The organism is Streptococcus sp. GMD5S (genome assembly GCF_000298715.2).
GTDB lineage: Bacteria > Bacillota > Bacilli > Lactobacillales > Streptococcaceae > Streptococcus.
On record NZ_AJRG02000001.1, the window covers coordinates 65,289 to 92,244 of the forward strand.

Sequence of the window (26,956 nt, forward strand, 5' to 3'; positions counted from 1 at the left end):
AGCATAGAAGAGGCCATAGCCAGCTACTAACATACACAAGCTCATAAATTGCTGGAAACCAGGAAAATCCGAAAGGAAAATTTTGGGCATAAAGTATGATACGCAAAAAATACAAGTAATAATCAGCAAATTTAGAGCAATTTTCTTTACTAACTTTTTCATCAGCTTACCCCTTTATTTTGTTGCTTTCTGATCCTCTGACTCCATTCAGCCATCACGCCGTTAAATACGTATTCAGCAACCATTTCAGACGAGCGGGCAAACCTCATATTCTCTAAAGCGTATTGATAGCGGTCATCAAAATGTATCATCGCATAATCTGCGGTAGCCTGTGAGAAGTTTTCTTTTAGTAACTGGTCATGAACCAAGTTCCAAATATAATCTCGGTCGTACTTAGTCGCCTTATCAACTTTTCGAGAAAGGTTGCCCCTATTTTTTCCTTCAGGATTTTGAGGGGCTTTCTCTTCTTCCTCCTCTAAACTAAAATCAGGATCACTAAACTCAGGCTCACTAGAATCAGTATCATTAGGTTCTGAAATTCCGAAGTCTTGACTTCTGTTTTCCAGAGTTCTTGAATTCTGATTTTCAGAATTCTGGAAGTCGGAATTTCCGACTTCCGCTGGTATCAAGGGTTTAGCCTCATTTTCAACCTTTAAAGAACCAAGATAAATCAAATTGGGTTTGTTTAAACCTTGGCGAACTTCTTCGAGTAGGTCATATTTTTTCAACTCTTTTTTCAGCTTAATAACCTTATCTTTTCCGTAACCTAACATCTCTCCAATTTCTTCAACGGTAAAGATGAAATAGATATTTCCATCAGCATCAATCCAGTTGTTTTTTACTGATAACTCAAATCTATCCTTTAGGATGGCATAAAGCAATTTAGATTCAGCAGACATCTTTTTATAGAGTTCAGACTCAAAAAGTAACTTTGGTACACGGAAGAATCTTTCTCCGTTATTAACCTGTGCAAGTGAAATTCTTTCCATATCTAAACCTCCCTAAATCTAAGATCACCTTTTGAATTAAAAGCAATCAATCCAAAAGATTCTAGTTCTTTAATGTTGTCTATTGATTCTTGACGGGTTATCCCTGTCTGTTTCATCAAGAATGAAATAATCAATTCACGTGTTTCTTTTTCTTTTGATATCATTTGTGACCTCCTGAGATTAAATTGAGAAAAACAAAAGAGAACGCTATTCACGTTCTCTCAATGTTATTTATTCAATTCTCCCAATTTAGGACACATACATGCGCTTTTCAATGATGCTAAAGGTACTTGCTTGCTTCCCTGATACTGAGTTCAGCCATTCTTTCCCTGTTTTTTTCGATGAAGCTTGCTACCCATTCCGGATTGGTTTTGGAGTAGTCTCTTAGGGCCCAACCGATGGCTTTGTTGATAAAAAATTCGGTCTGGTCCAGATTATTGAGCAGGACCTTTTCCATTAGTTGAACATCCGTCTTCTCTTTTCTTAACAACTGGTGGTCAATAGCGACTCGCCTCAGCCAGATATTGTCTGATAGGCTCCATTTGAGGATGATTTCTCCCAGTTCTGGCTTGTCATATACCAAACTTCCTACTACTCGGTCTAGGATATCTACTGTGTCCCACCAGGATTTGGTTACGACTAGACGCTCAAGCTTAGGCAAATCGTTCTCCGTCAAATAAGACTGCATAGCTTTCAAATAGTTGGCAGCCACATATTGATATTCTCTAGCATCCTTTTCCCAGCAAGTGTCTACAAAATCCCAATAGATGAGCTTTGTTTTTTTCGCACTTGGAAAGTATTTTTTGTAGAGGGCATTTCTTTCAGGAGCTGCAATACCTAAAAAGGAAAATTGGTATCGCATATAGGCTTCCATTGGGCCTGCTTTCTCAGGATCTTTCGCCGCTTCTAGCTCCTCAAGTAAATCTACAAGACTCATCTAAAAGTCCTCCCGCCCTACCAAGTGGTGCTGAAAGGCATAGACCGCAGCCTGGGTGCGATCACTGACCTCAAGCTTGGCTAGGATGTTGGACACGTGGGTCTTGACCGTCTTGAGAGAGATGAAGAGTTCATCTGCAATGCGTTGATTTTCGTAGCCCTTAGCGATGAGTTGGAGCACGTCTCGCTCACGCGCAGTCAGCTCCTCATGAAGCTCCATATGATTACGGTGGTATTCGACCTTCTTGCTGACCTCTTGTTCAATAGCAAGCTCTCCAGCAGCCACCTTGCGGACGGCATGAAGCAGTTCGTCTGCACTAGAAGTCTTGAGCATATAACCTTTGGCACCCGCATTCAAGACAGGCATGATTTTTTCATTGTCTAGGTAAGAGGTCACAATCAAAATCTTGGCTTCAGGCCATTCTTTGAGAATAGCCAGGGTTGCATCAATCCCATTCATCTCAGGCATGACAATATCCATGACAATGACATCTGGACGCAGTTCCAAGGCCAACTCAATACCTTGAGCCCCATTGGCAGCCTCGCCCACAACTTCCACATCGTCTTGGAGATTAAAATAGCTTTTCAAGCCCAATCGGACCATTTCATGGTCATCTACCAGTAAAATTTTCATCTCTACTCCTTTATGATTCCTTGTCTAGCAGGGGAATACGGATATCGACCGCCAGTCCTTGCTTAGGTGCTGTCAAGAGTTGAACCGTTCCTGCCATATCTTCAACCCGCTCCTTGATGTTTCGCAGTCCATAACTCAAGTCATCTAAACTCCCTAACTGGAAGCCAATCCCATTGTCCACCACCTTTAGTTGCAATTCAACATCTGTCTGATAGAGGTAGACATCTAAGCAAGATGCCTGGGCATGGCGGAGGGTATTGCTGATCAACTCCTGCAAAATACGAAAGATATGCTCTTCAATCTTCTTGGGCAATTTAGACACATTCTGCTTGAGACTAACCTTGAGATCACTCTTGTCCTCTAGCTCTTTTAAGAGGATTTGAATCCCCTCAACCAAACTCTTCTCTTCCAACTCAACAGGTCGCAAATGTAGGAGCAAGACCCGCAAATCTTTCTGGGCTGTTTCAAGGATAGCTGCAACACTTTGCAACTGGGTCTGCATCTTTTCTCTATCCAGCTTCAAAGCCTGCTGGCTGACACCTGATAAAATCATATGAGCCGCAAACAACTCCTGACTAACTGTATCGTGCAAGTCACGTGCAATCCGCTTTCGTTCCTTCTCGATGATTGCTTCTTCCTTGACCAGGCTTTGATTTTCAGCCTTTTGAACAGCCTCTGTCAAGAGGTTAAGCTTGCCAGACAAGGACTTAAAACTGGCATCCAAGTCTGGATCTGCAAAGGCAACCACCTCTTTTCCTGCTAGCAGTCGCTTGAGATTGACTTGCATTTTTCTGCGAGAGACTTCTTCTATCACGCGCCAAAAGAGGACAAAAAAGAAGGTCATGGAAAGGCTAAAGACCAAGATCAAGAAGATGAGTTTCTCTGTTTTCTCGATATCCTGTAGCAAATAGGACCAATCAAGATTTAGAATATCAAGCAGACTATTAGCCAAAAAGAGAATAAAGAGGAGTGAAGTCAGGCCGATTAACAGATAAGATTGCTTTTTCATCCTCTGACCACCTCCACATCGCCAACCATAGTAGTTAGGAAAATCTTGACACTCTTGTTACTCTTGAGGTAGTCTCTGGTTTCCTGATGATAGTGTTCATTACGGAGGGCTCGCTTAGGTTGATGAAGGAAGGTTAAATCTCCATAAAGACAGTTAACACTGAGGCTGATTTCCACATCTACGGGCAAGATAATCCTAGTCGTTCCGACCATCTTTCTAAGGATAATGACATTGTCATGATTGGTTAGGATAACTCTTTCCAAATGAATGGTGTCCTTACCCATGAGGCGAAAGAGGTTGATATCGTCAAATTGACATGTCTGGTGACTAGAGAAATGATGGAGATTGCTAAACCAAGGATTGTGTTCATTTTTAACCGTTACCACCTCTTCAAAGACCAAGTCGGTCTCCTCTCTTTCTTGATTCATCATCGGATAGAGAAGAAAGAGACTATAAATAACTGCCACAAAGATAGCTAATATCACAAAGGGATTGAGCATGACGATGAAAAAGAAAAGAATAGTCGCCACAAGGAGGAAAACGTTGTTGCCCTCTTTGCCTGTATAATAGCGGAGCAAGAGCAAAAAGAGGAATAGAATCAGCAGAAAACGCGAAAAATGCTCTGATACCATCAAAATCAGAGCTCCCGTCAATAGACAGGCTTCGATAAATAAAAAGATTTGAAATTTTTTCATAGATGCATCCTCTCCCTTCTATTTTATCACAATTCAAAAAAGTCACCTCGGTCTGAGGATGGAAAAAGGAGATTGGACAGAAATCGCTCCTACAAGCTAGGTTTCATCAACTCACTACAGTTGACAAAAGGCTACAAAAAAAGGGCGGGATTCTTGTCCCGACCTCTCTACATCTGATCTTTTGCTTCTTTTAGTTTGCCATAAAGAATATAGTCTACGTTTTGTAGATCCGCTATGGTGGCACAGTTAAGGGCACACATGATCAAACGCAGATCTTCTTTCCAGCCTTGGACAATGCCAATCACCTCTTCGACGGAGTAGGTTTCAATCAACTCAAGAACGGTACGTGACAGTCCCACAGCCTTGGCTCCAAAGACCAGGCACTTAATCATATCCAGCGGGTTCCGAACGCCTCCGCTAACCAAAAGTTCGACCTTGTCTTTCCAGTCTTGGGCATTGAGAAGGGCTTGCATAGTAGACTGCCCCCATTGATTGAGGTAATCACGCTGGCCACTGCGACGGTTTTCGATATAGGCAAAGCTAGTACCACCACGACCTGATAGGTCAACCGTTCGAACACCCAGATCATAGGCTCTCTCGATGGTCTTCACATCCATTCCAAAGCCCACTTCCTTTAAGACAATAGGAACGGGAATTTGCTTGCTATAGTCTGCCAGATGCGATTGCCAGCTTCGAAACTTTCTTTCTCCCTCCGGCATGAGTAATTCCTGCATGACATTAACATGCACTTGGAGGAGAAGAGGATTCATCGCTTCTACAGTCTGAAATCCCAACTCAACAGGCTTGTCCAAGCCAATATTGGTTCCAAGGAGAAGCTTTGGATGGCTAGATTTGACAGAAAAAGAGTCATCTGTTGAATCTTTGAGGGCTGCGCTATAAGAGCCCGTCACAAACAAAATCCCACATGCTTCTGCCACCTGAGCCAGTTTTTGATTGATTTCTTTACCTTTGTCGCTCCCACCTGTCATGGCATTGATATAAAAAGGAAAGTCCCACTTTCGACCTGCAAACTCTGTAGACAAATCAATCTCATCCAGGTCATAAAGAGGCAGGGAAGAATGAATCAACTCCACCTCATCAAAGCTATTATAGGAACTTTTCTGCTCAAGGGCATAGCGGATATGCTCGTCCTTACGATTTGTCGTCATGTCCTATCCTTTCTTGGTATAAGAGCTCAATCCCCAGATCGGCCCAGCGATTTTTTATGGTTTCAGTTGATTGCTCATCAAAACTCAAGGCAATCCCACAGTCACCACCACCAGCGCCACTACTCTTGGCAACAGCCTGCAAATCTTGACTGGCTTCTTTCAACTGTCTCAGCGAAGGTGTGTATATATCTAGGCTCAAGCCTTCTAAAAGCTGACTGGCTGTTTCCACCTGCTCGATGATTTTTTCTGAATTCCCCTGCTCCAAGGCTTCTACCAAAGCAGCAACCGTTGCTTTTGAGGAACTTAAAAAATTCTGGTCTATGCTTTGCTTGATTTGCTGAACCATTTGACTCGATACGGCCACTTGCTTGGTCCATCCCACTAGGAAATCACATTCTAGGCCCGGTTGCACTTGTGAGATAGAAAAGCCCCAGTCACGCTCCAAAACTGTCATCAAGTTTTCTTCTTTCAGCCACGTAGCCACCTTTTTGCGATCAAATGACTGGTAGAGAACCAAATCTTCTGCCACAATACAGGCTAGATCTCCCATAGAACCATTGTCTCCTCGCTTGAGTAAGACCGTGCTAGCCAGCTTGAACAAGAGTTCCGGATCAACCGTAATATCATATTGAGCCAGCAGGGCCTTGATCACCAAGACAACGACGCTACCACTAGAACCCAGACCAAACTTTTTGCCTTCCCGTTCCATTTTTCCACGAATTTCCAAGGAAAAAGGTCGCAAGGCTTGCCCACGATAAATGAGGAAATCTTCCACTAGAGCAATCGTTTCTTGAATCAAGCTGTAGTCAGGATTTGGCGTCAAGTCCACTGCGAAATCAAACATATCTGAATAGATACGGTAGCTATCAGAAAAAGCAATCTCAGCCTTCATATAGATGGGAATGGCCTTTATCAAGGCTAACTGTCCTGGCTCTAGAATAGCGTATTCCCCTGCCCAATAGAGTTTTCCGCAAGTTTTAACAGCAATCATCTTGACTCAAATCCTTTGTTTTTGACACAATCAGGCGGTAACGTTGACCAAAGATTTCTGATAAATGCTCCAAGTCTTTCTCCTGACAGAGGACCTTGACATTGGGACCGGCATCCATGGTAAAGTAGCAGGCTTCCCCTTGCTCACGAAGTTGGCGGACAAAGTCCATCGCTTCATAGGATGCATCCGTCAGATATGAAAAGGCTGGACTAGCAGTTTTGGTCGTAGCGTGCATGGCTAGGGCATTTTTCTCCGTTAATTCCCCAACCTTGGCAAAATCATTCTCTTTAAGATAGACGAGCATATCTTGATAATCCTTCTCAGACTGGCGCACCCAATCATCAAAGGTCGTCGAGGTTTCCACACAGAGTTTCATCCCATCACGGCTAGAAATTGGTTTTTTCTTGTCCTCTAGCACCAACATAATCATAGCTAGTCTCAAGTCTGTCTCTACAGGGTAAATCTCCCCACTATCCTTGTCCCAGGCACCGAGTGGCCCATAAAAACTACGAGAGGAAGAACCAGAAGCAAACTTAGCCTCCTGTGCCAACTGACTCCGATTCAAACCAAGCTGGAAATAAGCATTGCAAGCCTTGACCAAGGCGGACAAACCACTAGAACTGGATGACAAGCCAGCCGCAGTCGGCATGTTGTTTTGGGTATCGATACGGACAAATCCCTCACCTTCTGGACGGTAACGGTTGATGATTTTGCTCATTTTAGCATGCTCAGCCTCACTCTGAAGCTGACCATTGATATAAAAGGCATCAGCAGTCGCATCCGTCGGTAGAGGCGACAAGGTCGTCTCTGTGTACATATTTTCCAAAGTAAGAGAGATACTGCTAGTAGCAGGAACCATCTCTTTTTCTTTTTTCTTTCCCCAATATTTAATAATGGCAATATTTGCGTAGGAACGTACTGTTACAGGCTTTCGATCCATGTCTGAACAGCTCCTTTCTCTTCTAATCGTTTTGCTAGTTCTTCTGCTTGATCCAGATTGGCTGCCAAGGCTATGATACAGCCTCCTAACCCACCACCACTCATCTTGGCACCTAGAGCACCATGGCTAAGAGCCGTTTCAACGAGGGAGTCTGCCTCAGGGCTGCTGACACCAATTTCTTTTAAATGTAAATGCGCTTGACTGAGGATTTGTCCCAATCCTTCAGCATCTTTTCGTCTAATCGCATCTTCTGCTTGCTGGGTCAATTCTCCCAAGGCATGCAAAAACGGTAGGGCATCCTTCCCCATACTTTGAACCACTTGGATGGCTTCACGAGTGTGGCCATACACACCTGTATCTGCAATCACCAAATAGGCAGATAGGTTCATCTCAAGTTCTGTAAAACCAACATTCTTGATAAAGCGAATAGGTTGGTCACTGAGACAGGTCTTGGCATCCAAACCACTTGGATTCATATGGGCAATCATTTCAGCCCGATTGACCAAGATTTCTAGTACATCATGAGGCAGATCGGCTTGATAGTAGTCAAATACCGCACGTATGGCCGCTATGCTGATAGCCGCTGACGAACCCATTCCCCGTTTTTCAGGGATAGCCGAGTCAATCACACATCGAATGCAAGCTTCTTTGATATCCAAATACTCCAGCGAGGCATACACTGCCATGGACAAGGTATCCTCCTCATAAAGACGCCACGGACTTTCAGCAGGGACCACCTTACAAGTCACCTCCACCTCTATGAGAGGCAGGGAAATGGCTGGATAACCGTAAACAACCGCATGCTCTCCTATTAAAATAATCTTACTATGTGCCTGACCGACACCAACTTTTTTTGTCATGTTTTCCTTTAACCAGACGGAAAGACCGTCTCATTTCATACAGTAGTATTTTCTCCTATCTATTTTATTATATTTTCACAAAAAAAGCGATTGTTTCCTTCACAATCGCCTCTTTCATTATTGAACCCATTCGCCATTATAGTTGACAGAATAGCCTTCTACAGTCGTATTCACTGCTAAAGCACCTGAACTATAAGCGTAGTACCATTTGCCATTAACCTGGAACCAGCCTGTCTTCATATCGCCATTACTTGCGTTTAGATAATACCAAGTCGAACCTTCCTGATACCAACCAGTCGCCATAGATCCTGATGAACGGAGATAGTACCACTTGTTACCAAGATATTGCCAGCCTGTTTTCATATCGCCATTTTCAGCATCTAAATAGTACCAAGTTGAACCTTCCTGATACCAGCCAGTTGTCATAGCTCCTGATGAACGGAGGTAGTACCACTTATTGCCAATTTGCTTCCAACCAGTTTGCATGATACCAGTTTCTGAATCTAGATAGTACCAAGCTGAACCATCGTTTATCCAACCTGCACGTCTTTCACCACCAATATAGTTTTCTCCATTAATTTCCGTTTTAGCTAGATAATACCAATTAGACTGGTCATAAAGCCAACCTGTCTTTAAAGAATGATTTTGATTAAAGTAATAGTTCGTGTAAAAACTCTTCTCTTCTTTATCTTCCGGATTTGTACGTTTTTCACCATACTTTCTTCCAACACTGTCTTTAGTTTTAATTTCTAATGCTTTCCAACCAACAAACTCTTGTAGCACTCCATTTTTGTCAAAGTAGTACCACTCTGACTTTGGAAAACCTTCTAATCTGATACCATTTGGGTAAGGACCAATTGTACTACCTTTAGATGGAAACGGGATATACTGCCAGCCGACAACCATCTCTCCAGATAAAGGATCAAAATAATAGTACTTCCCATCAATCACTCGCCAGTAGGTTTCTTTGAGTTCCCCCTTCTTGTAGTAGGTTCTACCATTTTCTTGGACAAATTGCCAGCCTTCTGAATCAGTATCATCCGCCAATACTGCACTTGTCGCTAGCAAACCAAAGAAAAAGACTGCTAATGCGATTTGCATCAATTTTTTTATTATTTTCATTAGACGTATCCTCCATAACTGATTGTAGCAAAGACTTTATTGTATGTCAATATATAGAAACTTCTCAAAAAAAGCAGTTACAAAACTGCAACTGCTTTTCTATTCTTGCATGGTGTACCCAACACCACGCACAGTTTTAATGTAGCTTTTTTGACCTTTTACATCAAGCTTGCTACGTAGATAACGGATATAAACATCCACGATATTGGTTTCTGTCGCACTTTCGTACTTCCAGACACTTTCCAACAACTGCTCACGAGTCAAGACCTTCTTGCTTCCCATGAGAGTGGCCAAAAGGTCATACTCACGGCGCGTCAGAGCAATCATCTCCTCGCCACGATAAACGGTATGATGTTCTACATCCATACGCAAATTGCGGTAAGACGTTGGGACCTTCATCTGACTACAGTGTTGGTCGATAAAGTCCCGACCTCGGAAAATCGCTGAAATACGAGCAACTAGATCATCAATAATCACTGGCTTATAGATGTAAGAAACGGCGAAGCGCTGGATTGTCTCAATCTGGTCTTGCAATTCTTCGCGATGGTCTAAGACCATAATCACTGAGGCTGGTTTTGTCCGACTCAGCCTCTCTGCAAAATCCTGGGCCGTCATATCCCCCAGACGAGCATTCAGTAAAATCAAGTCATAATCTGTCTGGAGAGCCATGGAGAGGGCTTTTTGCCCCTCCTCAACCAGATCAACACGGTATTGCTCTTTTTGGAGTTCCAGACTGAGAAAATGAGCGAGATTTCGTTCTTTCTCAAGTAATAAAATCCGTTTCCCCATGGCAGACCTACTTATTTTTCGTCATACCAAGAGTAGTGGAAGGTTCCCTCTTTGTCTTTACGTTGGTAAGTGTGGGCACCAAAGTAGTCACGTTGCGCTTGGATCAAGTTAGCAGGAAGGTCAGCTGAACGGTAGCTATCAAAGTAAGTAATAGCTGCTGAGAAGGTTGGCACTGGTACACCAGCTTGAACAGCAAGAGCTACGATATCACGCACTGCTTGTTGGTACTTAGCAGTAACATCCAAGAAGTACTCATCCAAGAGAAGGTTTGCAAGGTCTGCATCACGGTTGTAGGCATCTGTGATCTTTTGCAAGAAACGAGAACGGATGATACAGCCATCACGCCAGATAGAGGCGATGTCTGCAAATGGCAAGTTCCAGTTATTTTCTTTAGAAGCCACACGCAATTGGGCAAAGCCTTGTGCGTATGAGATAATTTTTGAGAAGTAAAGTGCTTGACGGATCTTTTCGATCAACTCAGCCTTGTCACCTTCAAATTTGAAGGCAGCTGGTTTTGGAAGAACCTTGCTAGCATGCACACGCTCTTCTTTGTATGTAGAGATGTAGCGAGCAAATACTGACTCAGTGATAAGTGACAATGGCACACCAAGGTCAAGTGATGATTGGCTAGTCCATTTACCTGTTCCCTTGTTGCCAGCAGCGTCAAGGATGTAATCTACGATTGGTCCATCTTGACCTTCATCGTCTTTACGGCTCAAGATATCAGCTGTGATTTCGATCAAGTAGCTGTCCAATTCACCCTTGTTCCACTCAGTAAAGATTGCAGCCATATCTTCTGCAGAAAGACCAAGCAAGTGTTGCATCAAGTCATAACTTTCTGCGATTAATTGCATGTCACCATACTCGATACCGTTGTGAACCATTTTCACATAGTGACCAGCTCCATCAGGACCGATGTAAGTCACACATGGTTTGCCATCTTCTGGTGCTTTAGCTGAGATTTCTTCAAGAACATCAGCAACCAATTCGTAGGCTTCTTTTTGTCCACCAGGCATGATAGAAGGACCTTCAAGGGCACCTTTTTCACCACCGGAAACCCCAGTACCGATAAAGTTGATCCCTGAGTTTGCCAATTCTTCATTACGACGGATGGTATCTTTGTAGAAAGTGTTTCCTCCGTCAATCAAGATATCTCCCTTGTCAAGGTGTGGAAGAAGGGCTTGGATAGTTGCGTCTGTACCAGGTCCAGCTTGAACCATGAGCATGATACGACGAGGTTTTTCGATTGAGTTTACAAAGCTTTCCACGTCATAGCTTGGCACAAAGTTCTTTTCAGGATGGCAAGCAATGACATCTTCTGTTTTTTCTTTACTACGGTTGTAAATGGCAACTGTATAGCCACGAGATTCGATATTTAGGGCAAGGTTACGACCCATTACGGCCATACCAACGACACCAAAGTTAGCTTTTGTCATGTGACACTCCTCTTGTTTAATATGTTTTATTTTATCATTTTTACCTATGAAAGGAAAGAATTTTGTAACGGTCGCTTAGTAGTCCAAGTCATCTGCATGACCAGAACCATTCCCTACAAAGTAACCAGTCTTACAGTTAAGGGTGAAGAGATAGGTTCCATCTGGTTTATAGAGGTTATAATAACCATTTCCGTTTACGATATTGACACGTTCTAGGATATATTGATTTCCAGTGATATAGCCACGAGCACGTGATGTTGCTAGGACTTGTTCCAATACACCATCCGCAAACGTCCAAGCAGGGTTGTTGCTATCGTCTACAGCTGATTGGTTGTACGGTACACGACTAGCACTTCTTTGAAGATTAACCCCATCGCCAGACAAACCACCATTCGTGTCTCTAGCTGGTGCCGTGTTGCTTGTTGAAGGTGTCGTACTACTTGCATTGCTTTCTGTAGCTGAACTTGAGCTTGCTTGACTCGTGCTAGAGCTCGAACTTGAGCTGGAAGCACTGGTTTGTTGACTCTTACCAAGACTAATGGCCTTATCCAAGAGTTTGTCTAGTTCTGTGTTACCTGTCTTGATTTCTGTAAACTTAGCATCTGCTTTGGCTTTCGCATTGGTATCCAAGACACCGTCAGTGATTGCTGGACTTTCAAAGAGGGCATTAACATCTTGAATGGCCTTGATTTGAGTTGCTAGGCTATCATATCTTGACTTAGCTAGTGTATATTCACGGCTACCTTCTAACTTATCTAGCAAGGTTTTCAGTTGGCTCAATTTATCAAACTGGCTGTTTTTCAGAGCTGTCTTATTGGCATCCGTATAGAAAGTATCATAGAGATCATTGAAGTCTTTCAAAGCTGTTTGTGTCCCTTGATCATCCGAAGAGGCTGCTTGAGAAGACTGGATTTCTTGGTTTGAACGAGATACTTGACGGTAGACATAATATGTTCCAGCAAGCACAAGGATTGCAGCTACTACCGAAGCAATGATGATGACACCTTTCTTCTTAGAGCCTGTTTCAGGTTCTGTTTGAGCCGAACGTGATAGAGGTGTATAGGTCGCCTCTTCTTGTTCCTCATTTATTTCCTTGGGCTCTGTTTCTGTTAAAACGAGAGGCTCTATTTCAGCACTTTCTTCATCTTGAAGTGGTGGGACAAACTGAGTAGTCTCTTCATTTTCTATCTCTTCAATAGATTCCTCAGCAACCATGTCTGAATCGTCTACCTGATCAGAAGGTTCACTTGATTCACGAACTTCTTGGATCATTTCCTCTAGGTTTTGAGTAGAAGCTAGCTCTTCTTTTTTAAACTGACGAGTTTCAAACTTGTCGGCTTCGATTTCTTCACGGTGCTGTTTGATGTATTTGTCTAAGATACTGTCCTCAGGCAATACTCCTGCTTCAACCTCTTCATTCTTACGAATGACTTGACCAACAGTCAAGTCTTTTGCTTCATCAAAGTCGAATTGTGGTTCTTGATGTCCTTTTTTATGACGATCACGTCTTTTCTTACTCATGAGTTCACCTTTCTATTTTACCTCTTGGCGTTTGACACGCTGACCAAAGTATTGATACAAATCCACTTTTAAGGTCCCGTTATAGAGTTTTCGTTTTTTGTCAGCTGGACTTCCGTACTTGCTTTCAAAAGCTTCGTCACTCGTCAGGATAAACTTACTCCACGTTTTCAGTGGTGCAAAGACTTGTCCCATCTCAGCATAGAGCTTGGTAACTCCTGCATCATCAGACAAACGTTCCCCATATGGTGGATTGGAAATGATAACGCCATTAATCTTGTCAGTGCGCAAGTCCTGTACCCGCATTTGCTTAAAGGTAATATCACCTGCGACACCTGCTGCTTGAGCATTTGCCTTGGCAATTTCCACCATGCGAGCATCTATATCACAGCCCATAATGTCCAGTTCCAGTTCACGATCAATTTTCTTAGCCGCCTCTGTGCGAACTTCCTGGATTAACCGATCGCTGACCCAGTTCCATTCCTCAAATGCAAAGGAACGTCGAAGTCCTGGCGCCATCTTTCTGGCAATCATAGCCGCCTCGATACAGAAAGTTCCTGACCCACAGGTCGGATCAATCAATGGCTTGTCTGGATACCAGTTAGAGAGTTGTAAAATGGCCGCTGCCATATTTTCCTTGATAGGAGCTCCACCCTTTTCCGTACGATAACCACGTTTAAAAAGGCTAGAACCTGTCGTGTCAATCATGACAGTTGCCACATCTTTCAGGATAGATACCTCAATCTTAAACTCGGGACCAGTTTCCATCAAGGGAACTCCTTCTGGACGGGTATAGTGTTTTTGTAATTTCTTCACAACAGCCTTCTTAGAAATAGCCTGAACACTGGGCTCGTTGTGGAGTTTAGACTTGACACATTTTGCCTTTGATATCGGGAAACGTGCTCCTAGCGGGAGATAGTTTTCCCAATCTAGAGCAAAAACGCCTTGAAAAAGCTCTTCAAAAGTCTTAGCTGGAAAACTTCCGACTACAATCTTGATGCGATCCGCTGCACGAAGCCAAAGATTGGTCTCAATGATTGCCTTCACATCTCCTTGGAAGCGGACACGCCCATTTTCAACCTGGCAATCATAACCAAGGTCTCGCACCTCACGTCCAACGACAGCCTCAAGCCCCGCCGCAGCAGTTGCGATTAAATTAAATTGTTCTTTCATTTCTAGTCTTGCAAGACCTTTCTCTTGTTCACTTTAAAAAATGAGGTTGAGAAAGATTTCTCAGCCCCAACCTATATGCAATTTTCTATAAGCCATGTTTTGTTCCAGAAGTGACTAGGACCACTTCCTTCGATAATCATCTGTCTACCGCTAACAGCATAAATCTGATAGCAGTCAGAGTACTACGTTCGTTTCCGTGCACTCCATGCCCCGACCAAAATTTGGGTTGCTAGCTTGAGGGGTTTACCGCGTTCCACTCTCTCTGTTTCCAGAAAGACTCCGTCACTGTGGCACTTTCAAGCCTATTCTGACCTATCCGAAGACTTAGCCATTTCGACTGCCGTAACGATTTCTCGTCCCTAGGCTTATGGATTCGCCTAGCACAAACACTACAGGCATCACAGCCTGTGCTAGCATGGACTTTCCTCATGAAAAGAGAACCTCTTCACGCGATTATCCAAAAATTGCACTCATTCCTTAGTCAATTATAAATCTTGGTTGTCTAAGATTTGCTTACCAAATACTTCTTTTTCGAGACGATTTAAGCGTTTCAAAATATCAAAGTTTGTCATTGAAGTAGAAGCCGTTACTTCAATAGAGTCTGGTTGAGTTGGCGCTACCTGTGGTTTATGAGATAATTCTTCCTTCAAATCAGCAATCTCTTGACGAAGAGATTTGACCAAAGCTGCGTAGGTTTCATAGTCCTTAATCACATCGTCTAGGAATTCGTCTACCTCTGCTTTGCTGTATCCACGTACTTCACGTCCAAATTCTTGTTCAAAAATATCTTTCGCTGAAAATATAATACTTGCCATGTCTCTCTCCATTCTGGTTTACTAGTATTATTATATAAAAAAAGACAAGTAAAAATCAAGGTCAAAGGCTTACTTTTCAGAAAAATTTTCTACTATTTCATTCAAGTCCTCAAATGTTAATCTTCTTGTAACATAGTCCGCTTGATTTTTCATCATTTGGTAAAAATATCGTAACTTGGTTTCGTTTTCTTCGTCGTAAAAAAGGTAACAAGTATCTGTATTTTCCAGCAAAAATTTCTGATAATCGCGTAATTGTCCCTTGTGCTCATATTGTGGATAGGCGTATTTGACAAAATCAACTTGCTTGAACTCACTCAATTTCGCTTGATTTGCTTCATTCCAATTACTGCCATGGGTTTCAAAATCAAAAATGGTCGCCAGTTGAAATCCATAGTCTGCTTTCATGTCTTTCGCCACCTGAAGCGCCCAGTACTCAAAGCCCAAGGTCCCTGTAAAGACAAGCCAGGTCACCCCATCCTCTGCTAGACGTTCCAAGTCTCTCCGAATAGCTGTTTTGATAATATCAACTCGAATATCCTTGTCATTAAAGAGACCAAGGTCGAAGGCTGAATAGCCTAAAATCAAGGCTGATGTCATTTTTAACCCTTTCTTTGTAAATTTATGATATAATAGAGTGATGTTATTGTACCAATAAGGAGAATTATGGTCAACTATCCACATAAAATTTCATCTCAAAAGAGGCAAGCACCCCTGTCACAAACTAAAAATTTCGCAAATCGGGGAATGTCTTTTGAAAAGATGATCAATGCTACGAACGACTACTATTTGTCGCATGGGTTAGCTGTTATTCACAAGAAACCGACTCCCATCCAAATTGTACGTGTTGATTATCCCCAACGAAGTCGTGCCAAGATTGTTGAAGCCTACTTTAGACAAGCCTCAACTACTGACTATTCAGGGGTTTATGATGGATACTACATCGACTTTGAAGCAAAGGAAACCAGGCAAAAACATGCGATACCGATGAAGAATTTTCATCCCCATCAGATCCAGCATATGGAACAAGTCCTTGCCCAGCAAGGAATCTGCTTTGTACTCCTTCACTTTTCTTCTCAGCAAGAAACCTACTTATTACCGGCTATTGACCTCATCCGTTTCTATCATCAAGATAAGGGACAGAAGTCAATGCCACTTGGATATATTCGAGAAAATGGATATAGGATTGAGCCTGGTGCCTTTCCTCAAATTCCCTACCTCGACATTATCAAAGAACATTTACTAGGTGGTAAAACAAGATGAACAAACAAACTTTTCTGCGAATAGCTAAGTATGTCAGCATCAGTCTCTTAACTGTATTTATCGCAGCTGTAATGCTTGGTGGAGGTCTCTTCCTCTACTATGTTAGCAAGGCTCCAGAACTTTCTGAAAGTAAACTAGTTGCTACAACGTCAAGTAAGATCTATGATAGCAATGACGAGCTTATTGCTGATCTTGGATCGGAACGTCGAGTCAATGCCCAAGCAAACGAAATACCGACCGATTTGGTCAACGCTATTGTTTCGATTGAGGACCATCGCTTCTTTAATCACCGAGGAATCGACACGATCCGTATCCTAGGTGCTACCCTCCGAAACCTTCGTGGTGGTGGAGGTCTGCAAGGAGCTTCCACCTTGACACAGCAGTTGATCAAGTTAACCTATTTCTCTACGTCAACTTCTGATCAAACTCTTTCTCGTAAGGCCCAGGAAGCTTGGTTAGCCGTTCAGCTAGAACAAAAAGCGACTAAACAAGAGATCTTGACCTACTACATCAACAAGGTTTACATGTCAAACGGGAACTACGGAATGCAGACAGCTGCCCAAAGTTACTATGGCAAGGATCTCAAAGATCTAAGTATTCCTCAATTGGCTCTCCTTGCTGGTATGCCTCAGGCTCCAAACCAGTATGATCCATACTCGCATCCAGAAGCTGCTCAAGAACGTCGTAATCTCGTCCTCTCTGAGATGAAGGGGCAAGGTTACATTTCAGCTGAGCAATATGAAAAAGCGATTAATACTCCGATTACAGATGGACTTCAAAGTCTAAAATCAGCTAATAGTTATCCTCCATACATGGACAACTATCTCAAAGAGGTAATCGATCAAGTCGAACAAGAAACAGGCTACAACCTCTTAACGACTGGTATGGACGTCTACACCAACGTTGATCCTAAAGTTCAACAACATCTCTGGGATATCTACAATACCGACGAGTATGTCAACTATCCAGATGATGAAATGCAAGTAGCTTCAACGATTGTGGATGTGACAAATGGGAAAGTCATTGCTCAGTTAGGTTCTCGTCACCAATCAAGCAATGTTTCCTTCGGAATCAACCAAGCTGTGGAAACCAACCGTGACTGGGGTTCTACCATGAAGCCAATCACAGACTATGCTCCTGCCTTGGAGTATGACATCTACGACTCAACTGCTTCGATTGTACATGATGTTCCATACAACTATCCTGGAACAGATACCCCTGTTTACAACTGGGATAGAAGTTATTTTGGAAATATCACCATCCAATATGCGCTCCAACAATCACGGAACGTTACAGCCGTAGAAACCTTGAACAAAGTCGGTTTGGATAGAGCCAAGACCTTCCTGAATGGAATCGGTATTGACTATCCAGATATGCACTATGCCAACGCGATTTCAAGTAATACGACTGAGTCAAACAAAAAGTACGGAGCAAGTAGTGAGAAAATGGCTGCTGCTTACGCTGCTTTTGCTAACGGTGGTATCTACCATAAACCAATGTATATCAACAAAATCGTCTTTAGCGATGGTAGCTCAAAAGAATACGCTGATCCTGGTACTCGTGCCATGAAAGAGACGACCGCCTATATGATGACAGAAATGATGAAGACTGTCTTGGCATACGGAACGGGTCGTGGTGCTTATCTCCCTTGGCTACCTCAAGCTGGTAAGACTGGTACATCAAACTATACAGATGATGAAATTGAAAACTACATCAAAAATACTGGTTATGTAGCCCCAGACGAAATGTTTGTTGGTTATACTCGCAAATATTCAATGGCTGTATGGACAGGTTACTCAAACCGCCTGACTCCTATCGTTGGTGATGGCTTCTATGTTGCTGCTAAGGTTTACCGTTCAATGATGACTTATCTGTCTGAGGATAACAACCCTGGCGACTGGACTATGCCAGAAGGCCTCTATCGAAGTGGTGAGTTCGTCTTTAAAAACAGTGCTCGTTCTGCATGGACTGCCCCTGCTCCGCAACAGGCCCCAACACCTGAAAGTTCGAGCTCGACATCAGAAAGTTCAACTTCACAGTCAAGCTCAACTACTCCAAGCACGAATAATAGTGCAAACAATAATACCAATAACCAGCAACCAAATACAACGCCTGGTCAACAAAACCAGAACCAAAATCAGAATCCTCAACCAGCACAACCATAACATTTATCACCCAGAAAAATCTGGGTGATTTTTTCATAGCACTATTGCATCTATCTGCTTAACAAAAGCCTGAGAAGACATCTTCTCAGGCTTTTTCTGTACTATAAACCTCATTGGGAAAGATAGGAAACGGATTTCGTAATCTTGTTAAGAGGTTTTACTAAATACTAGTCTTTCTTTGTTTTTGCTACAAAGAGAGCAGATAGGGCTAGGCTAACACCTGCTAGGAAGAGGGCTGTGTCAGATTGACTCTCACCTGTTGCTGGCAAGCTTTGTTCAGCTATTTCTTGTCTAGCAATTTCTTGTTTATGATCTGGAGTCTTACCTTGATCAGAAACTAGAGTGCTAAGTTTAAACTCTGGTTTCTCTACTGTCGGTGCTGCCTGGTCGCCTACTGTTGATAAGGGACCTGTGTAAGCTGGGAGCTCATGTTTCAAGGCCATAACGGAGTTGACTCCGCCCTGAAACTCAGGTTTCTCTACTGTTGGAGCAGCTTGATCACCTACTGTTGCTAGCGGGCCTGTGTATTCTGGCAATTCATGCACTAGAGCCATCACTGCATTGACACCACCCTTGAACTCAGGTTTCTCTACTGTTGGAGCAGCTTGGTCACCTACTGTCGCTACTGGGCCTGTGTACTCTGGAAGCTCATGTACCAAGGCTTCAACTGCATTGACACCACCTGTGAATTCAGGAACCTCAAGAACAGGTGCTGGTTCTTCACCCTTGCTTGATTGGATCGGTTCTTCTGTCAATTCTTGATGGAAGCTTGCCAATTCATAAAACTCAGCCTTGCCGCCTTCCCAGACTAATTTGACGTCTAGAAGAGAGCCGCCATTTCGGATAGCAAAAGTTTGGAGACTAGATGTAATGGCACCGAGGTCTGTCCAACTGTCTTGACCATCCTTGAGTGTTCTAGCAAGAACACGTGCCTTAGCTCCTTCAGGAAGACTGGAAACGAGACGAAGGTGGTTGGCATTGGTTGGCTCAGACAAGTGATACACCAATTCGCCCTTGTCTTTTTCAGACTTGTAGCTGGTTAAGACTTTTCCGTCTACAAGATTATTATAAAGGTTGCCCTGGCTTTCTCCACTACTTCCTTCTACTGTTGGATCATTGATTGGTTTGACAAATTCACCATCGTTGATGACCAATTCTGTAAAGCCTACAAAACGGGCATCATAGTCTGCTGTATAGAGGACACGGAGATAGTTAGCTTTAACTGGTGTCGTCAATTCACCCTCGATGTAGCGATTTCCTGGCATCTTAGAATCATGTGTCCAACCATCTGTCAATGAATCATCGTGTGTGCTATTGGCCACACCATCTCCTACTGTCACGACATCTGTCCAAGTTTTACCGTCTTGGCTGACTTGGATCTTACCATCACGAAGATAGTTTTGAGTTCCGTCTTGGATGTAGGCTCTGATCTTCTTGATGGTACGTTCGCTACCGAGTTTCAAGGTTACATGGCCATCTTTATGGGCGTAGTCTGAAAACTCAACGAAGTTGTTATAAACACCGTCAAATAGTTGATCTAGGTTGTTCAGCTTACGAACATCATTGCTTCCGTATGTTGGATGAATGCCCATTGTTGTAGATTCTAGTTTGGTTGGTTGCACTTCTTTGGTTGTCACAAGGAGAGAAGTCGCTGTAATAGCTTGCTCCTGATCTGTTTTGTTGACCAAACGCACATAACGTATTAAGTGGCTTGCTGCAGATCTATCAGTCAACTGGCTAGCTGGCATCCATTCTTGCGCATTTGCAGAATACTCCAGGCTAAGAGCTGGGTTGGCTTGACCTTGGAGCTGGATGCTCTTGACCTGATGGATACGGTCAAGTTTCATACCTAGATAGCTATGAGCAGGAAGTTTGGTTCCAGCTGGAATTTGAAGCTCGTAACTGCCCAAGCTATCCACTACTGGTGTTTCCTTCAAGGCGTCGACGTTGGTGTCTGTTAACTCACTGTTTCCAGAGCGTGTCTCAACAGAGAAGTCCTGGATACGCCACCAGAGGTCAAGGGCCTTGGTATTGCGTACTCGGATGTAGCGAGTATTGATTGCTCTGGTCACTTCCTTGGTTTGTTCTCCTGATAGGCGATCCAACTCTTGCCATGCAGTTCCATCTGTAGAGTACTCAAGTACACCTGCAGCAAGCTTATCACCCGTTCCTTGGCGAAGTCGTACTTTAGTGACTGACTTGACTTCACCGAGGTCAAGTTGTGCCCAAGCATCTACTGGTGTCGTATTGCTACCGTCAGCATTTGCCATCATGGCTTCTGTATTGTCCTTGCCATCAGTGATTTGACGAGCTGAGGTATTTAGTTTGTAAACTAAGTTTGAGCTTAGACTAACTGTCGTTGCTTGTTGGCTACGAGCTTTTTCAACTGGACGGTTGACTGCAATTTCCTGAACTGCAAACCAAGTATTCTCACGGTCTGCTGTCGCAATCATGCGAACTGCCTTGGCCTTGATATTGAGATTTTCAAACTTAAGAAGGGATTCATTTCCGACATAGCTTGGCTCTTTCAAGGTTACCCAGTTGTCATTTTCATCTTGATACTGCACTTCTGCCTTACTAAAGGTATCACGTGGATTTGCCTGCGTTCCCATTGCAAAGGTCAAGGTTTGAATCGCTACTGGTTTGTTGAACTTCATACCAATATAATCACCTGTCTTGATGCTATTTGGTGATTTAATAATCGCATGAGTTGCCAAATCGCCATCCGTTACTTCTGCCAAACCACCTTCTACCCCTGTTCGATTGGTGATAAAGGTGCTGATGATTTGGTCTGGATGCAAGACTTTTTGAACTTCAGACGCTAGAACTTCTTTCAGGGATAGGATAAATGGACGAATATGTTGAACACCCAATTCAGCTTTTTCCATATGGTCTACATAATGGAAGGTGTGAGTTTGAGACTGTTCGTACAATTTCAAACCTTTATAGTAGCTATCCCAAAGTTTGGCTGCATCGTTTGTAGCCATGGCTTCAGTTCCTGTAAGGAAGGCATCAAGAGCATTCATTTGGTCGATTGCATTATCCAACCAATAGTGGATTTGGGCAACCATTTTTTTATCGCCTGATGCTTTATAGAGTTCGGCTGCTTCTTTAATCTTGGCAAATTCTGCACGCAAGGCTGTACGTTCAGCAGTCACATCCTGACCTGCTTTAAGCTTGGTCATAAAGTCTGTTAATTTTGGAGCCAAGTCTACCGATTCTTCTAGTTTGACGACACGATTATCCATGTTTTGGTTGATCATGTGCTTACCAAGTTCACGGAAGGCTGCTGATACCTTGCTATCTTCAAAATGACCATTTTCTACAAAGTTGAAGGCAATATCATTGATTTTCTTAGCTTCTTCTTCTGATTTCCACTGTTTCCATGAGTATTGAGCTCCTGAAAAGAGGGCAATCTTAGATGGTTCAGACTGTTGCATTGGGTTCAACATGATACCAGACAGCAAGCTTGGATCCACATTTGGATGAAGGAATTTCTCACCACCACCTAGAATCAAGTGTTGTTTAGAGTTATCTGTTACAGGCCAGTTAATCCAAAGTGAAACGGGGCGATAGGTCTTGCCACCTGCGGATAGATTGTTCTTGAGAGTTGAAAGGAAGCTTTCAGAGACTTCGCCCCAAATCTTACCACCCGTCAAGGTCATGGATGTTGAACTTGGGAGATTTTCATTGAGGGATTTCAACTCATCCTCACGTCCATTACCCCAATACTGTCCAGGAACAAAGATCATTTCTTTACGAAGACCACTGTAAGTTCCCTGCATCTCAGTCAACCACTTGGTCATATCTTGCATCAAGCGGTTATAGCTATTGTAGCCTCCGACTGGGCTTGGAGCATCATCTGCAAGGATACCAAATTCGCGGACACCCACTTTCATCAACTGGGTAAATTTAGCCTTGATGGTTGCCAAATCTTCTTGGTAATGCGCTTCATTGCCAAAGCGGATGCGGTTGTTCATGAATGGATGGATAGTCCAGACATAGCGTGTTTTACTTTGATTTCCGACGCGAGCTAGTTCACGGATTTCAGCTAGTTTTTCTTCTGGATAGAGTTCACGCCATTTCTTGTTGTGGTATGGATCGTCTTTTGGTGCAAAGAAGTATTGGTTCAATTTCAAATCGCCACCAAAACGCATGAGTTCTGCACGATCGGCATTCGACCATGGGTTTCCATAGTATCCTTCGATGAAACCACGGTTCTTGAGCTCTGCGTAATCTTCTACTGTCACATTGCGAAGGACTGGCACTTGGCTTTCCTTGAGCATGTGTTTCAAGGTTGTCAAACCATAGAAGACTGCATCTGTGTCTTTTCCGACGATGGAAATCGAGTTATCCTTGATGCTCAAGACATAGGCGTCAATCTTGTCAAAGAGACCTGCTGAAACCTTGGACAAGTTTTGTTCTGCTTGTGAACCTTGTCCATGCACTCCAAGATAGATGTTGGTTGCGCCAGCGATTGCTGCCTTACCAGTTGTATAAGATACTTGATTGTCCTGCAAGACACTCTTCAAGCGATTGCGAGTATAGATATCGAGTTGATCGCCCATAACCAGATTGACTTGCTTACGAAGGGCTGTGACTCCTTCTCCATAAGTCACTTTTTGTGGCGTTGGGAAGACCTTGTACTCTTTCTTGAGATAGTCTGCGCTCTTGCTGGCAGCTGCAATGCTGTCTTCGCTAGCTGGTTTACTTGCAGTAAATTGATCTGCCAATTCAACTGTTCCATCACCTGTTTGCTCTACTTTTGGTTTTTCTGGTGTAGTTGGTTTTTCTGGTTGACTTGGTGCAGGCGTTTCTTGCTCTTCTTTAACAGGTTTCAATAGATGAACTTCAGCTGCACTTGCAAAACCACCAACGCCTTCCAATACTTTCAACTCAATCTTGTTGGTATCTACCGCCGCAAAGTTGACTGTTTTTTCTTGGGCGTTGTTGTCCCAGTTTCCTTCTGAAACCTTGACCATTTGGCCATCTTTTTGTGCGTAGATTTCGTAGCGCGTCACGACACCATTTCCACCACCTGGTCGTGGGAGATACGTCAAGCCATTGACTTTTTCTGCTTCTTTCAAGGTCATAGTAAGGGTGTATGGCGCAGTGTCACCAGTCCACTTAGTATGCCAGAAGGTATTTGGATCATTGTCAAAGGCCTTTTCAACAGCGCCTTCAGTCGCATTTCCTGGAAGCTGCTGACTGCTTGCGGTTGCTGTAATCTTATCATTTGAAATCAAACGAGGATTTACAAATGGTTTGTCTGACAACTCTGCGCTATGCAAGATTCCTTTGAAACCACCGATGCTTTCAAGCGGTAGAACCAAGCTATTGTGGGCAAAGCGAGGGTGGGCTGGATTTGCTATACGCTCAATCTTTTCACCATCCACATAGACTTCTGTAGATTGTGGTTTGGTCACGATAGAGATTTGATAACGTTTGTTCTTTTCAAGTTTTTTATTGAATTGGATATGGAACTGTTCAAACTGGTAAGCAAGATAGCCGTCTTTATCAGCTAGATAGATACGGTTATCCCCACTTGCTGAGAAGGTTTGTTCTCCGTCTCCAGTGACAGTTACATCAAACTTCAAGACGTGACTTGGACCAACATCACCAGCCAAGCCTTCGATACTGCTATCTTTCTCAAAAGCCAATCCCTGTTCGCTTGCCTTCACTTTCTTGCTTGCATAGTTCTTGACTGTTTCAGAATTGATGGTAAACAGGTCGCTTTGATCAATCTCTTTATCAGGATTTGACTGCGGCGCATAAGGACTGGTTGGTAGGGTGCGTTCTGCAAAGGTCGCAGCTGCACGGTCAGACCCCCAGGTGCGTTCTGCAGTGGTTTGCATGCTCTTGAAGAAACGTTTAAAGATGTCATAAGAGGTCAAACCTGTCTCATGAAGGTCGATATTGTCATTCCAAACTGCGTGCCCACCACCAAGGATACTTGGATGAGAAGCTGGTAGAAGTGGACCTCCACCTGTTCTAAAATCATTCGGTGTCCAGCTATTGTACTGACGTTCGTAGTTAGCATAGTCCCCGTAGGCTGCTTGACTATTGCTTCCACTTGGCACACTATAGGTCGGTACATCCGTGATATTGATAATCTTAGCTCCCTGAGCAATGGCTTCATTTGGTCGTTGCCATCCGATACTCCAGATATCAACTTCTACTCCGTTCCAATCAACAGGGGTGTTCCCTCGTTTCGCACTGAGCGAACCCCAGATACGAGGGGTATAGCCTTTAGACTTGATATATTGGGTCAAATCATTGACATAGCGGCGATAGCTTTCGCGGCTACCATAGTATTCATCCGTTCCGATATGAACAGTAGATACGCCATGAAGCGGTGCATCTGGACCATCGAGGAGTTTGTCATAAACTGATTTGACAAAAGCTAGCGTTTCATCGTATTTATTATCTAGGTCGAGCATTGCAACACGTTCAACATTGTGTTTGCCAGCATAATCACTCAAACTACCTTGATACATGAGGTCTGGGCGGACTTTGACAAATGATAGTGCATGACCTGGTGTGTCAATTTCTGGCACTAGATTGATATGCAAGGCCTTGGCAAGTTTAATCAGATTTTGCATTTCTTCCTTGGTATAATGCTCATCTGAAGTCAATTTTTGATCATTCTTACCGACAATGTCTGTCTCCACACGGAAACCAGTCTTAGCGTGTTCAAGTACATACTTGAGTTGTTCTTCTGGACTTAAATTCTTACCTGCCAAGTGTTCCTTTAGGAAGATATAGTTATCGTTGAGGTGCAACTGCAAGTCGTTCATCTTGTAGTAAGCCATGTTGAGCATGATGTCTACAAGAGTGTCATAAGGGATAAATTTACGACCTGTATCTAGCATAAAGCCACGGTGGCTGAAACTTGGGAAATCGCGAATTTCGCCATTTTGGAGGTTACTTTCTCCCATTTGAAGAAGAGTCCGAGTGGCGTAGAAGGCTCCTGTGTTTGTGGCAGCTTCGATGGTAATCACATCATCTTGGATAGTGATGCCATAGCCTTCCTTGCCATAACCTTTGTTTTCAACCTTTTTAAATTCGATTCGTTTTTGAGCTTGCTTGTCACCTGTTGCCAGTTCCAATCCACGGCTAGCAAGGTCTGACTGGTAGAAGGTTGCTGCCTGATCAAAGCCAGAATCACCTGTCGCAAGGACTGTATCTGAAGTGATAGAAGATTGGCCTTCTTTCCCATACCATTGTTGAACAGCTGGTGCTACTTTTGGTTTGACACCTACACCCTCGTTCTGATGTAGACCCTTGATGACTACTTCAAATTCCTTAGTGAAAGTATGACTGTCTCTGATTTGTTGGACCATGACCTTGACGCGTTGATCTGTTAGAGGTTTATGGATGTGATTTTGAAGGTCAATCACACCTTGCTTATTGCTTCCGATGAGACTGACTTTTCCTGGTAAAGTTGGTAAGACAAGAGACTGTCCATCTTCTGCTACTGTTAGTTCGGTTACTTGGCGGATATCCGTTACCTTACTATGGTCCGGAACGTTTGAATAAGCTCGAATTTCTTGGATACCAACGTTTCTCCAGCCCATTGTGCCAGCTTGGTAGTCATTGATCTCTAATTTGAGGTACTTAGCTTGAATACTTTCAGCTAGGTCAACTTTCTCATCTAAAACAGGATTTCCAGTCTTGGTATGAGCGAGTTTCCATTGTTTTTCTTCGTTAGCGCCCATGTCTTCTTGGCCTGCGTAGTAGAGACTCCAAGATTTGATATTGGGATCATTTTGCCCATTACGAAGACGACGATCCCAGTCTATTTCTACATGCTTGATAAGGGTAGTTTTTGGAAGAGTTAATTCGAAGGTTGGTTTTTCAATATTTTGATTAGTCGCCCAACGGGTATCTGGATTACCGTCCACTGCCTTATCAGCAGTATACGGAGTGCCAGTTTCATAGTTATTAGCCTGAGCAGTAGCACCCTCAAGATGGTTGACATCTTCTCTATCTTCGATTGTCTTTTCAGCTGGTTTTACTGCTGGTGTAGTGGTTTCCGCAGGTTGTTTATCTGCCTTTGGTGTTTCAGCCGGTTTCGGCGTTTCTGCTGGTTTGGGAGTTGCAGGACTTGTCTCTGGTTTTGCCTCTTCACTTGCTGCAGGATTGGTTCCCTCATCTGTCGCTGGAGTTTCTTCATGACTTGCTTCTGTTGCAGCTTCTGCATCTGCTTTTTCAAGCGCAGCGGCTAAATCATCTGGTAACTTATCCAAGGCTTGAACATGAGTGATACTTCCCTCTGCCTCTGAAGGTGTTGCTGTTTCTGCCGCCTGAACCATATTGGCGCCAAAGATACTAGCACCAATCATAACGGAGGCTGCACCGATTGCAAATTTTCTTATACTATAGTGACAGCGTTTCTCAAAAAAATGTCTATCCATCTTTCTCCTATTCCTTTCATCCGCATACATGAGTAAGC

Annotated in this window: 20 protein-coding genes and 1 other RNA gene; 2 read left to right on the forward strand and 19 right to left on the reverse strand. The window is 43.3% G+C overall.

Annotation, left to right across the window (positions count from 1 at the left end; translation table 11 throughout):
- Positions 1-161 precede the first annotated feature (161 nt).
- The 18 genes from GMD5S_RS0200330 to GMD5S_RS0200415 form a co-directional block, all read right to left on the reverse strand.
- Complete coding sequence (locus GMD5S_RS0200330; protein WP_000439727.1) at positions 162-989, reverse strand: replication initiator protein A; 828 nt, start codon at positions 987-989, stop codon at positions 162-164.
- A 2-nt stretch (positions 990-991) separates the two neighbouring features.
- Positions 992-1,153, reverse strand: a complete 162-nt coding sequence (locus GMD5S_RS10700) for a hypothetical protein (protein ID WP_000623739.1) — start codon at positions 1,151-1,153, stop codon at positions 992-994.
- A gap of 116 nt (positions 1,154-1,269) precedes the next feature.
- Positions 1,270-1,926: a DNA alkylation repair protein gene (locus tag GMD5S_RS0200340; RefSeq protein ID WP_000060522.1), complete on the reverse strand. Its 657-nt coding sequence runs from the start codon at positions 1,924-1,926 to the stop codon at positions 1,270-1,272.
- Positions 1,927-2,559 carry a response regulator transcription factor gene (locus GMD5S_RS0200345; RefSeq protein WP_000698452.1) on the reverse strand — a complete coding sequence of 211 codons (633 nt, stop codon included), beginning with the start codon at positions 2,557-2,559 and terminating at the stop codon, positions 1,927-1,929.
- A 10-nt stretch (positions 2,560-2,569) separates the two neighbouring features.
- A complete protein-coding gene (locus tag GMD5S_RS0200350) occupies positions 2,570-3,568 on the reverse strand; it encodes a sensor histidine kinase (protein ID WP_000744932.1) in 999 nt (332 codons plus the stop codon).
- Entirely contained in the window at positions 3,565-4,263 is a 699-nt protein-coding gene (liaF, locus tag GMD5S_RS0200355; protein WP_000714484.1) for a cell wall-active antibiotics response protein LiaF, read from the reverse strand. The genes GMD5S_RS0200350 and liaF overlap by 4 nt, the downstream gene beginning before the upstream one ends.
- 167 nt (positions 4,264-4,430) lie before the next feature.
- Complete coding sequence (gene fni, locus GMD5S_RS0200360; protein ID WP_000210639.1) at positions 4,431-5,432, reverse strand: type 2 isopentenyl-diphosphate Delta-isomerase; 1,002 nt, start codon at positions 5,430-5,432, stop codon at positions 4,431-4,433.
- Positions 5,416-6,423 carry a phosphomevalonate kinase gene (locus GMD5S_RS0200365; RefSeq protein ID WP_000562389.1) on the reverse strand — a complete coding sequence of 336 codons (1,008 nt, stop codon included), beginning with the start codon at positions 6,421-6,423 and terminating at the stop codon, positions 5,416-5,418. The genes fni and GMD5S_RS0200365 overlap by 17 nt, the downstream gene beginning before the upstream one ends.
- Positions 6,410-7,363, reverse strand: a complete 954-nt coding sequence (gene mvaD, locus GMD5S_RS0200370; protein ID WP_000375373.1) for a diphosphomevalonate decarboxylase — start codon at positions 7,361-7,363, stop codon at positions 6,410-6,412. Before mvaD ends, GMD5S_RS0200365 begins: the two co-directional genes overlap by 14 nt.
- The gene (gene mvk / locus GMD5S_RS0200375; protein ID WP_000163296.1) at positions 7,345-8,223 is read right to left on the reverse strand and encodes a mevalonate kinase; all 879 of its coding nucleotides are present in this window, start codon (positions 8,221-8,223) and stop codon (positions 7,345-7,347) included. The genes mvaD and mvk overlap by 19 nt, the downstream gene beginning before the upstream one ends.
- Before the next feature lie 117 nt (positions 8,224-8,340).
- Positions 8,341-9,345, reverse strand: coding sequence for a choline-binding protein CbpJ (gene cbpJ / locus GMD5S_RS0200380; protein ID WP_008292544.1), 1,005 nt, complete (start codon positions 9,343-9,345; stop codon positions 8,341-8,343).
- A 99-nt stretch (positions 9,346-9,444) separates the two neighbouring features.
- Positions 9,445-10,134 carry a response regulator transcription factor gene (locus tag GMD5S_RS0200385; protein ID WP_000518004.1) on the reverse strand — a complete coding sequence of 230 codons (690 nt, stop codon included), beginning with the start codon at positions 10,132-10,134 and terminating at the stop codon, positions 9,445-9,447.
- Between the two features lie 11 nt (positions 10,135-10,145).
- A complete protein-coding gene (gndA, locus tag GMD5S_RS0200390) occupies positions 10,146-11,570 on the reverse strand; it encodes an NADP-dependent phosphogluconate dehydrogenase (RefSeq protein WP_000158764.1) in 1,425 nt (474 codons plus the stop codon).
- 75 nt (positions 11,571-11,645) lie between these two features.
- Positions 11,646-13,091: a cell division site-positioning protein MapZ gene (mapZ, locus tag GMD5S_RS0200395; RefSeq protein ID WP_000039240.1), complete on the reverse strand. Its 1,446-nt coding sequence runs from the start codon at positions 13,089-13,091 to the stop codon at positions 11,646-11,648.
- A gap of 12 nt (positions 13,092-13,103) precedes the next feature.
- A complete protein-coding gene (locus tag GMD5S_RS0200400; RefSeq protein WP_000662908.1) occupies positions 13,104-14,261 on the reverse strand; it encodes a THUMP domain-containing class I SAM-dependent RNA methyltransferase in 1,158 nt (385 codons plus the stop codon).
- Positions 14,262-14,344: 83 nt separating this feature from the next.
- An RNA gene (gene rnpB, locus GMD5S_RS10380) (RNase P RNA component class B) lies at positions 14,345-14,726 on the reverse strand.
- 20 nt (positions 14,727-14,746) lie between these two features.
- Entirely contained in the window at positions 14,747-15,076 is a 330-nt protein-coding gene (gene gpsB / locus GMD5S_RS0200410) for a cell division regulator GpsB (protein ID WP_000146523.1), read from the reverse strand.
- Positions 15,077-15,145: 69 nt separating this feature from the next.
- Positions 15,146-15,673 (reverse strand): DUF1273 domain-containing protein, encoded by a 528-nt coding sequence (locus tag GMD5S_RS0200415; protein ID WP_000199581.1) that lies wholly within the window; start codon positions 15,671-15,673, stop codon positions 15,146-15,148.
- Positions 15,674-15,739: 66 nt separating this feature from the next.
- On the opposite strand from GMD5S_RS0200415, the gene recU reads away from it, so the two are divergent.
- Both recU and pbp1a read left to right on the forward strand, forming a co-directional pair.
- Positions 15,740-16,336 carry a Holliday junction resolvase RecU gene (gene recU / locus GMD5S_RS0200420; protein ID WP_000248759.1) on the forward strand — a complete coding sequence of 199 codons (597 nt, stop codon included), beginning with the start codon at positions 15,740-15,742 and terminating at the stop codon, positions 16,334-16,336.
- A complete protein-coding gene (gene pbp1a / locus GMD5S_RS0200425) occupies positions 16,333-18,501 on the forward strand; it encodes a penicillin-binding protein PBP1A (RefSeq protein WP_001041841.1) in 2,169 nt (722 codons plus the stop codon). Before recU ends, pbp1a begins: the two co-directional genes overlap by 4 nt.
- 167 nt (positions 18,502-18,668) lie before the next feature.
- Here pbp1a and GMD5S_RS0200430 read toward each other — a convergent pair whose 3' ends face one another.
- Complete coding sequence (locus GMD5S_RS0200430; RefSeq protein ID WP_000373803.1) at positions 18,669-26,918, reverse strand: SIALI-17 repeat-containing surface protein; 8,250 nt, start codon at positions 26,916-26,918, stop codon at positions 18,669-18,671.
- Positions 26,919-26,956: the final 38 nt, after the last annotated feature.

Coding starts and splice junctions, on each gene's coding strand:
- GMD5S_RS0200330 (WP_000439727.1), bottom strand. CDS start 989: ATGGAAAGAATTTCACTTGCACAGGTTAATAACGGAGAAAGATTCTTC.
- GMD5S_RS10700 (WP_000623739.1), bottom strand. CDS start 1,153: ATGATATCAAAAGAAAAAGAAACACGTGAATTGATTATTTCATTCTTG.
- GMD5S_RS0200340 (WP_000060522.1), bottom strand. CDS start 1,926: ATGAGTCTTGTAGATTTACTTGAGGAGCTAGAAGCGGCGAAAGATCCT.
- GMD5S_RS0200345 (WP_000698452.1), bottom strand. CDS start 2,559: ATGAAAATTTTACTGGTAGATGACCATGAAATGGTCCGATTGGGCTTG.
- GMD5S_RS0200350 (WP_000744932.1), bottom strand. CDS start 3,568: ATGAAAAAGCAATCTTATCTGTTAATCGGCCTGACTTCACTCCTCTTT.
- liaF (WP_000714484.1), bottom strand. CDS start 4,263: ATGAAAAAATTTCAAATCTTTTTATTTATCGAAGCCTGTCTATTGACG.
- fni (WP_000210639.1), bottom strand. CDS start 5,432: ATGACGACAAATCGTAAGGACGAGCATATCCGCTATGCCCTTGAGCAG.
- GMD5S_RS0200365 (WP_000562389.1), bottom strand. CDS start 6,423: ATGATTGCTGTTAAAACTTGCGGAAAACTCTATTGGGCAGGGGAATAC.
- mvaD (WP_000375373.1), bottom strand. CDS start 7,363: ATGGATCGAAAGCCTGTAACAGTACGTTCCTACGCAAATATTGCCATT.
- mvk (WP_000163296.1), bottom strand. CDS start 8,223: ATGACAAAAAAAGTTGGTGTCGGTCAGGCACATAGTAAGATTATTTTA.
- cbpJ (WP_008292544.1), bottom strand. CDS start 9,345: ATGAAAATAATAAAAAAATTGATGCAAATCGCATTAGCAGTCTTTTTC.
- GMD5S_RS0200385 (WP_000518004.1), bottom strand. CDS start 10,134: ATGGGGAAACGGATTTTATTACTTGAGAAAGAACGAAATCTCGCTCAT.
- gndA (WP_000158764.1), bottom strand. CDS start 11,570: ATGACAAAAGCTAACTTTGGTGTCGTTGGTATGGCCGTAATGGGTCGT.
- mapZ (WP_000039240.1), bottom strand. CDS start 13,091: ATGAGTAAGAAAAGACGTGATCGTCATAAAAAAGGACATCAAGAACCA.
- GMD5S_RS0200400 (WP_000662908.1), bottom strand. CDS start 14,261: ATGAAAGAACAATTTAATTTAATCGCAACTGCTGCGGCGGGGCTTGAG.
- gpsB (WP_000146523.1), bottom strand. CDS start 15,076: ATGGCAAGTATTATATTTTCAGCGAAAGATATTTTTGAACAAGAATTT.
- GMD5S_RS0200415 (WP_000199581.1), bottom strand. CDS start 15,673: ATGACATCAGCCTTGATTTTAGGCTATTCAGCCTTCGACCTTGGTCTC.
- recU (WP_000248759.1), top strand. CDS start 15,740: ATGGTCAACTATCCACATAAAATTTCATCTCAAAAGAGGCAAGCACCC.
- pbp1a (WP_001041841.1), top strand. CDS start 16,333: ATGAACAAACAAACTTTTCTGCGAATAGCTAAGTATGTCAGCATCAGT.
- GMD5S_RS0200430 (WP_000373803.1), bottom strand. CDS start 26,918: ATGGATAGACATTTTTTTGAGAAACGCTGTCACTATAGTATAAGAAAA.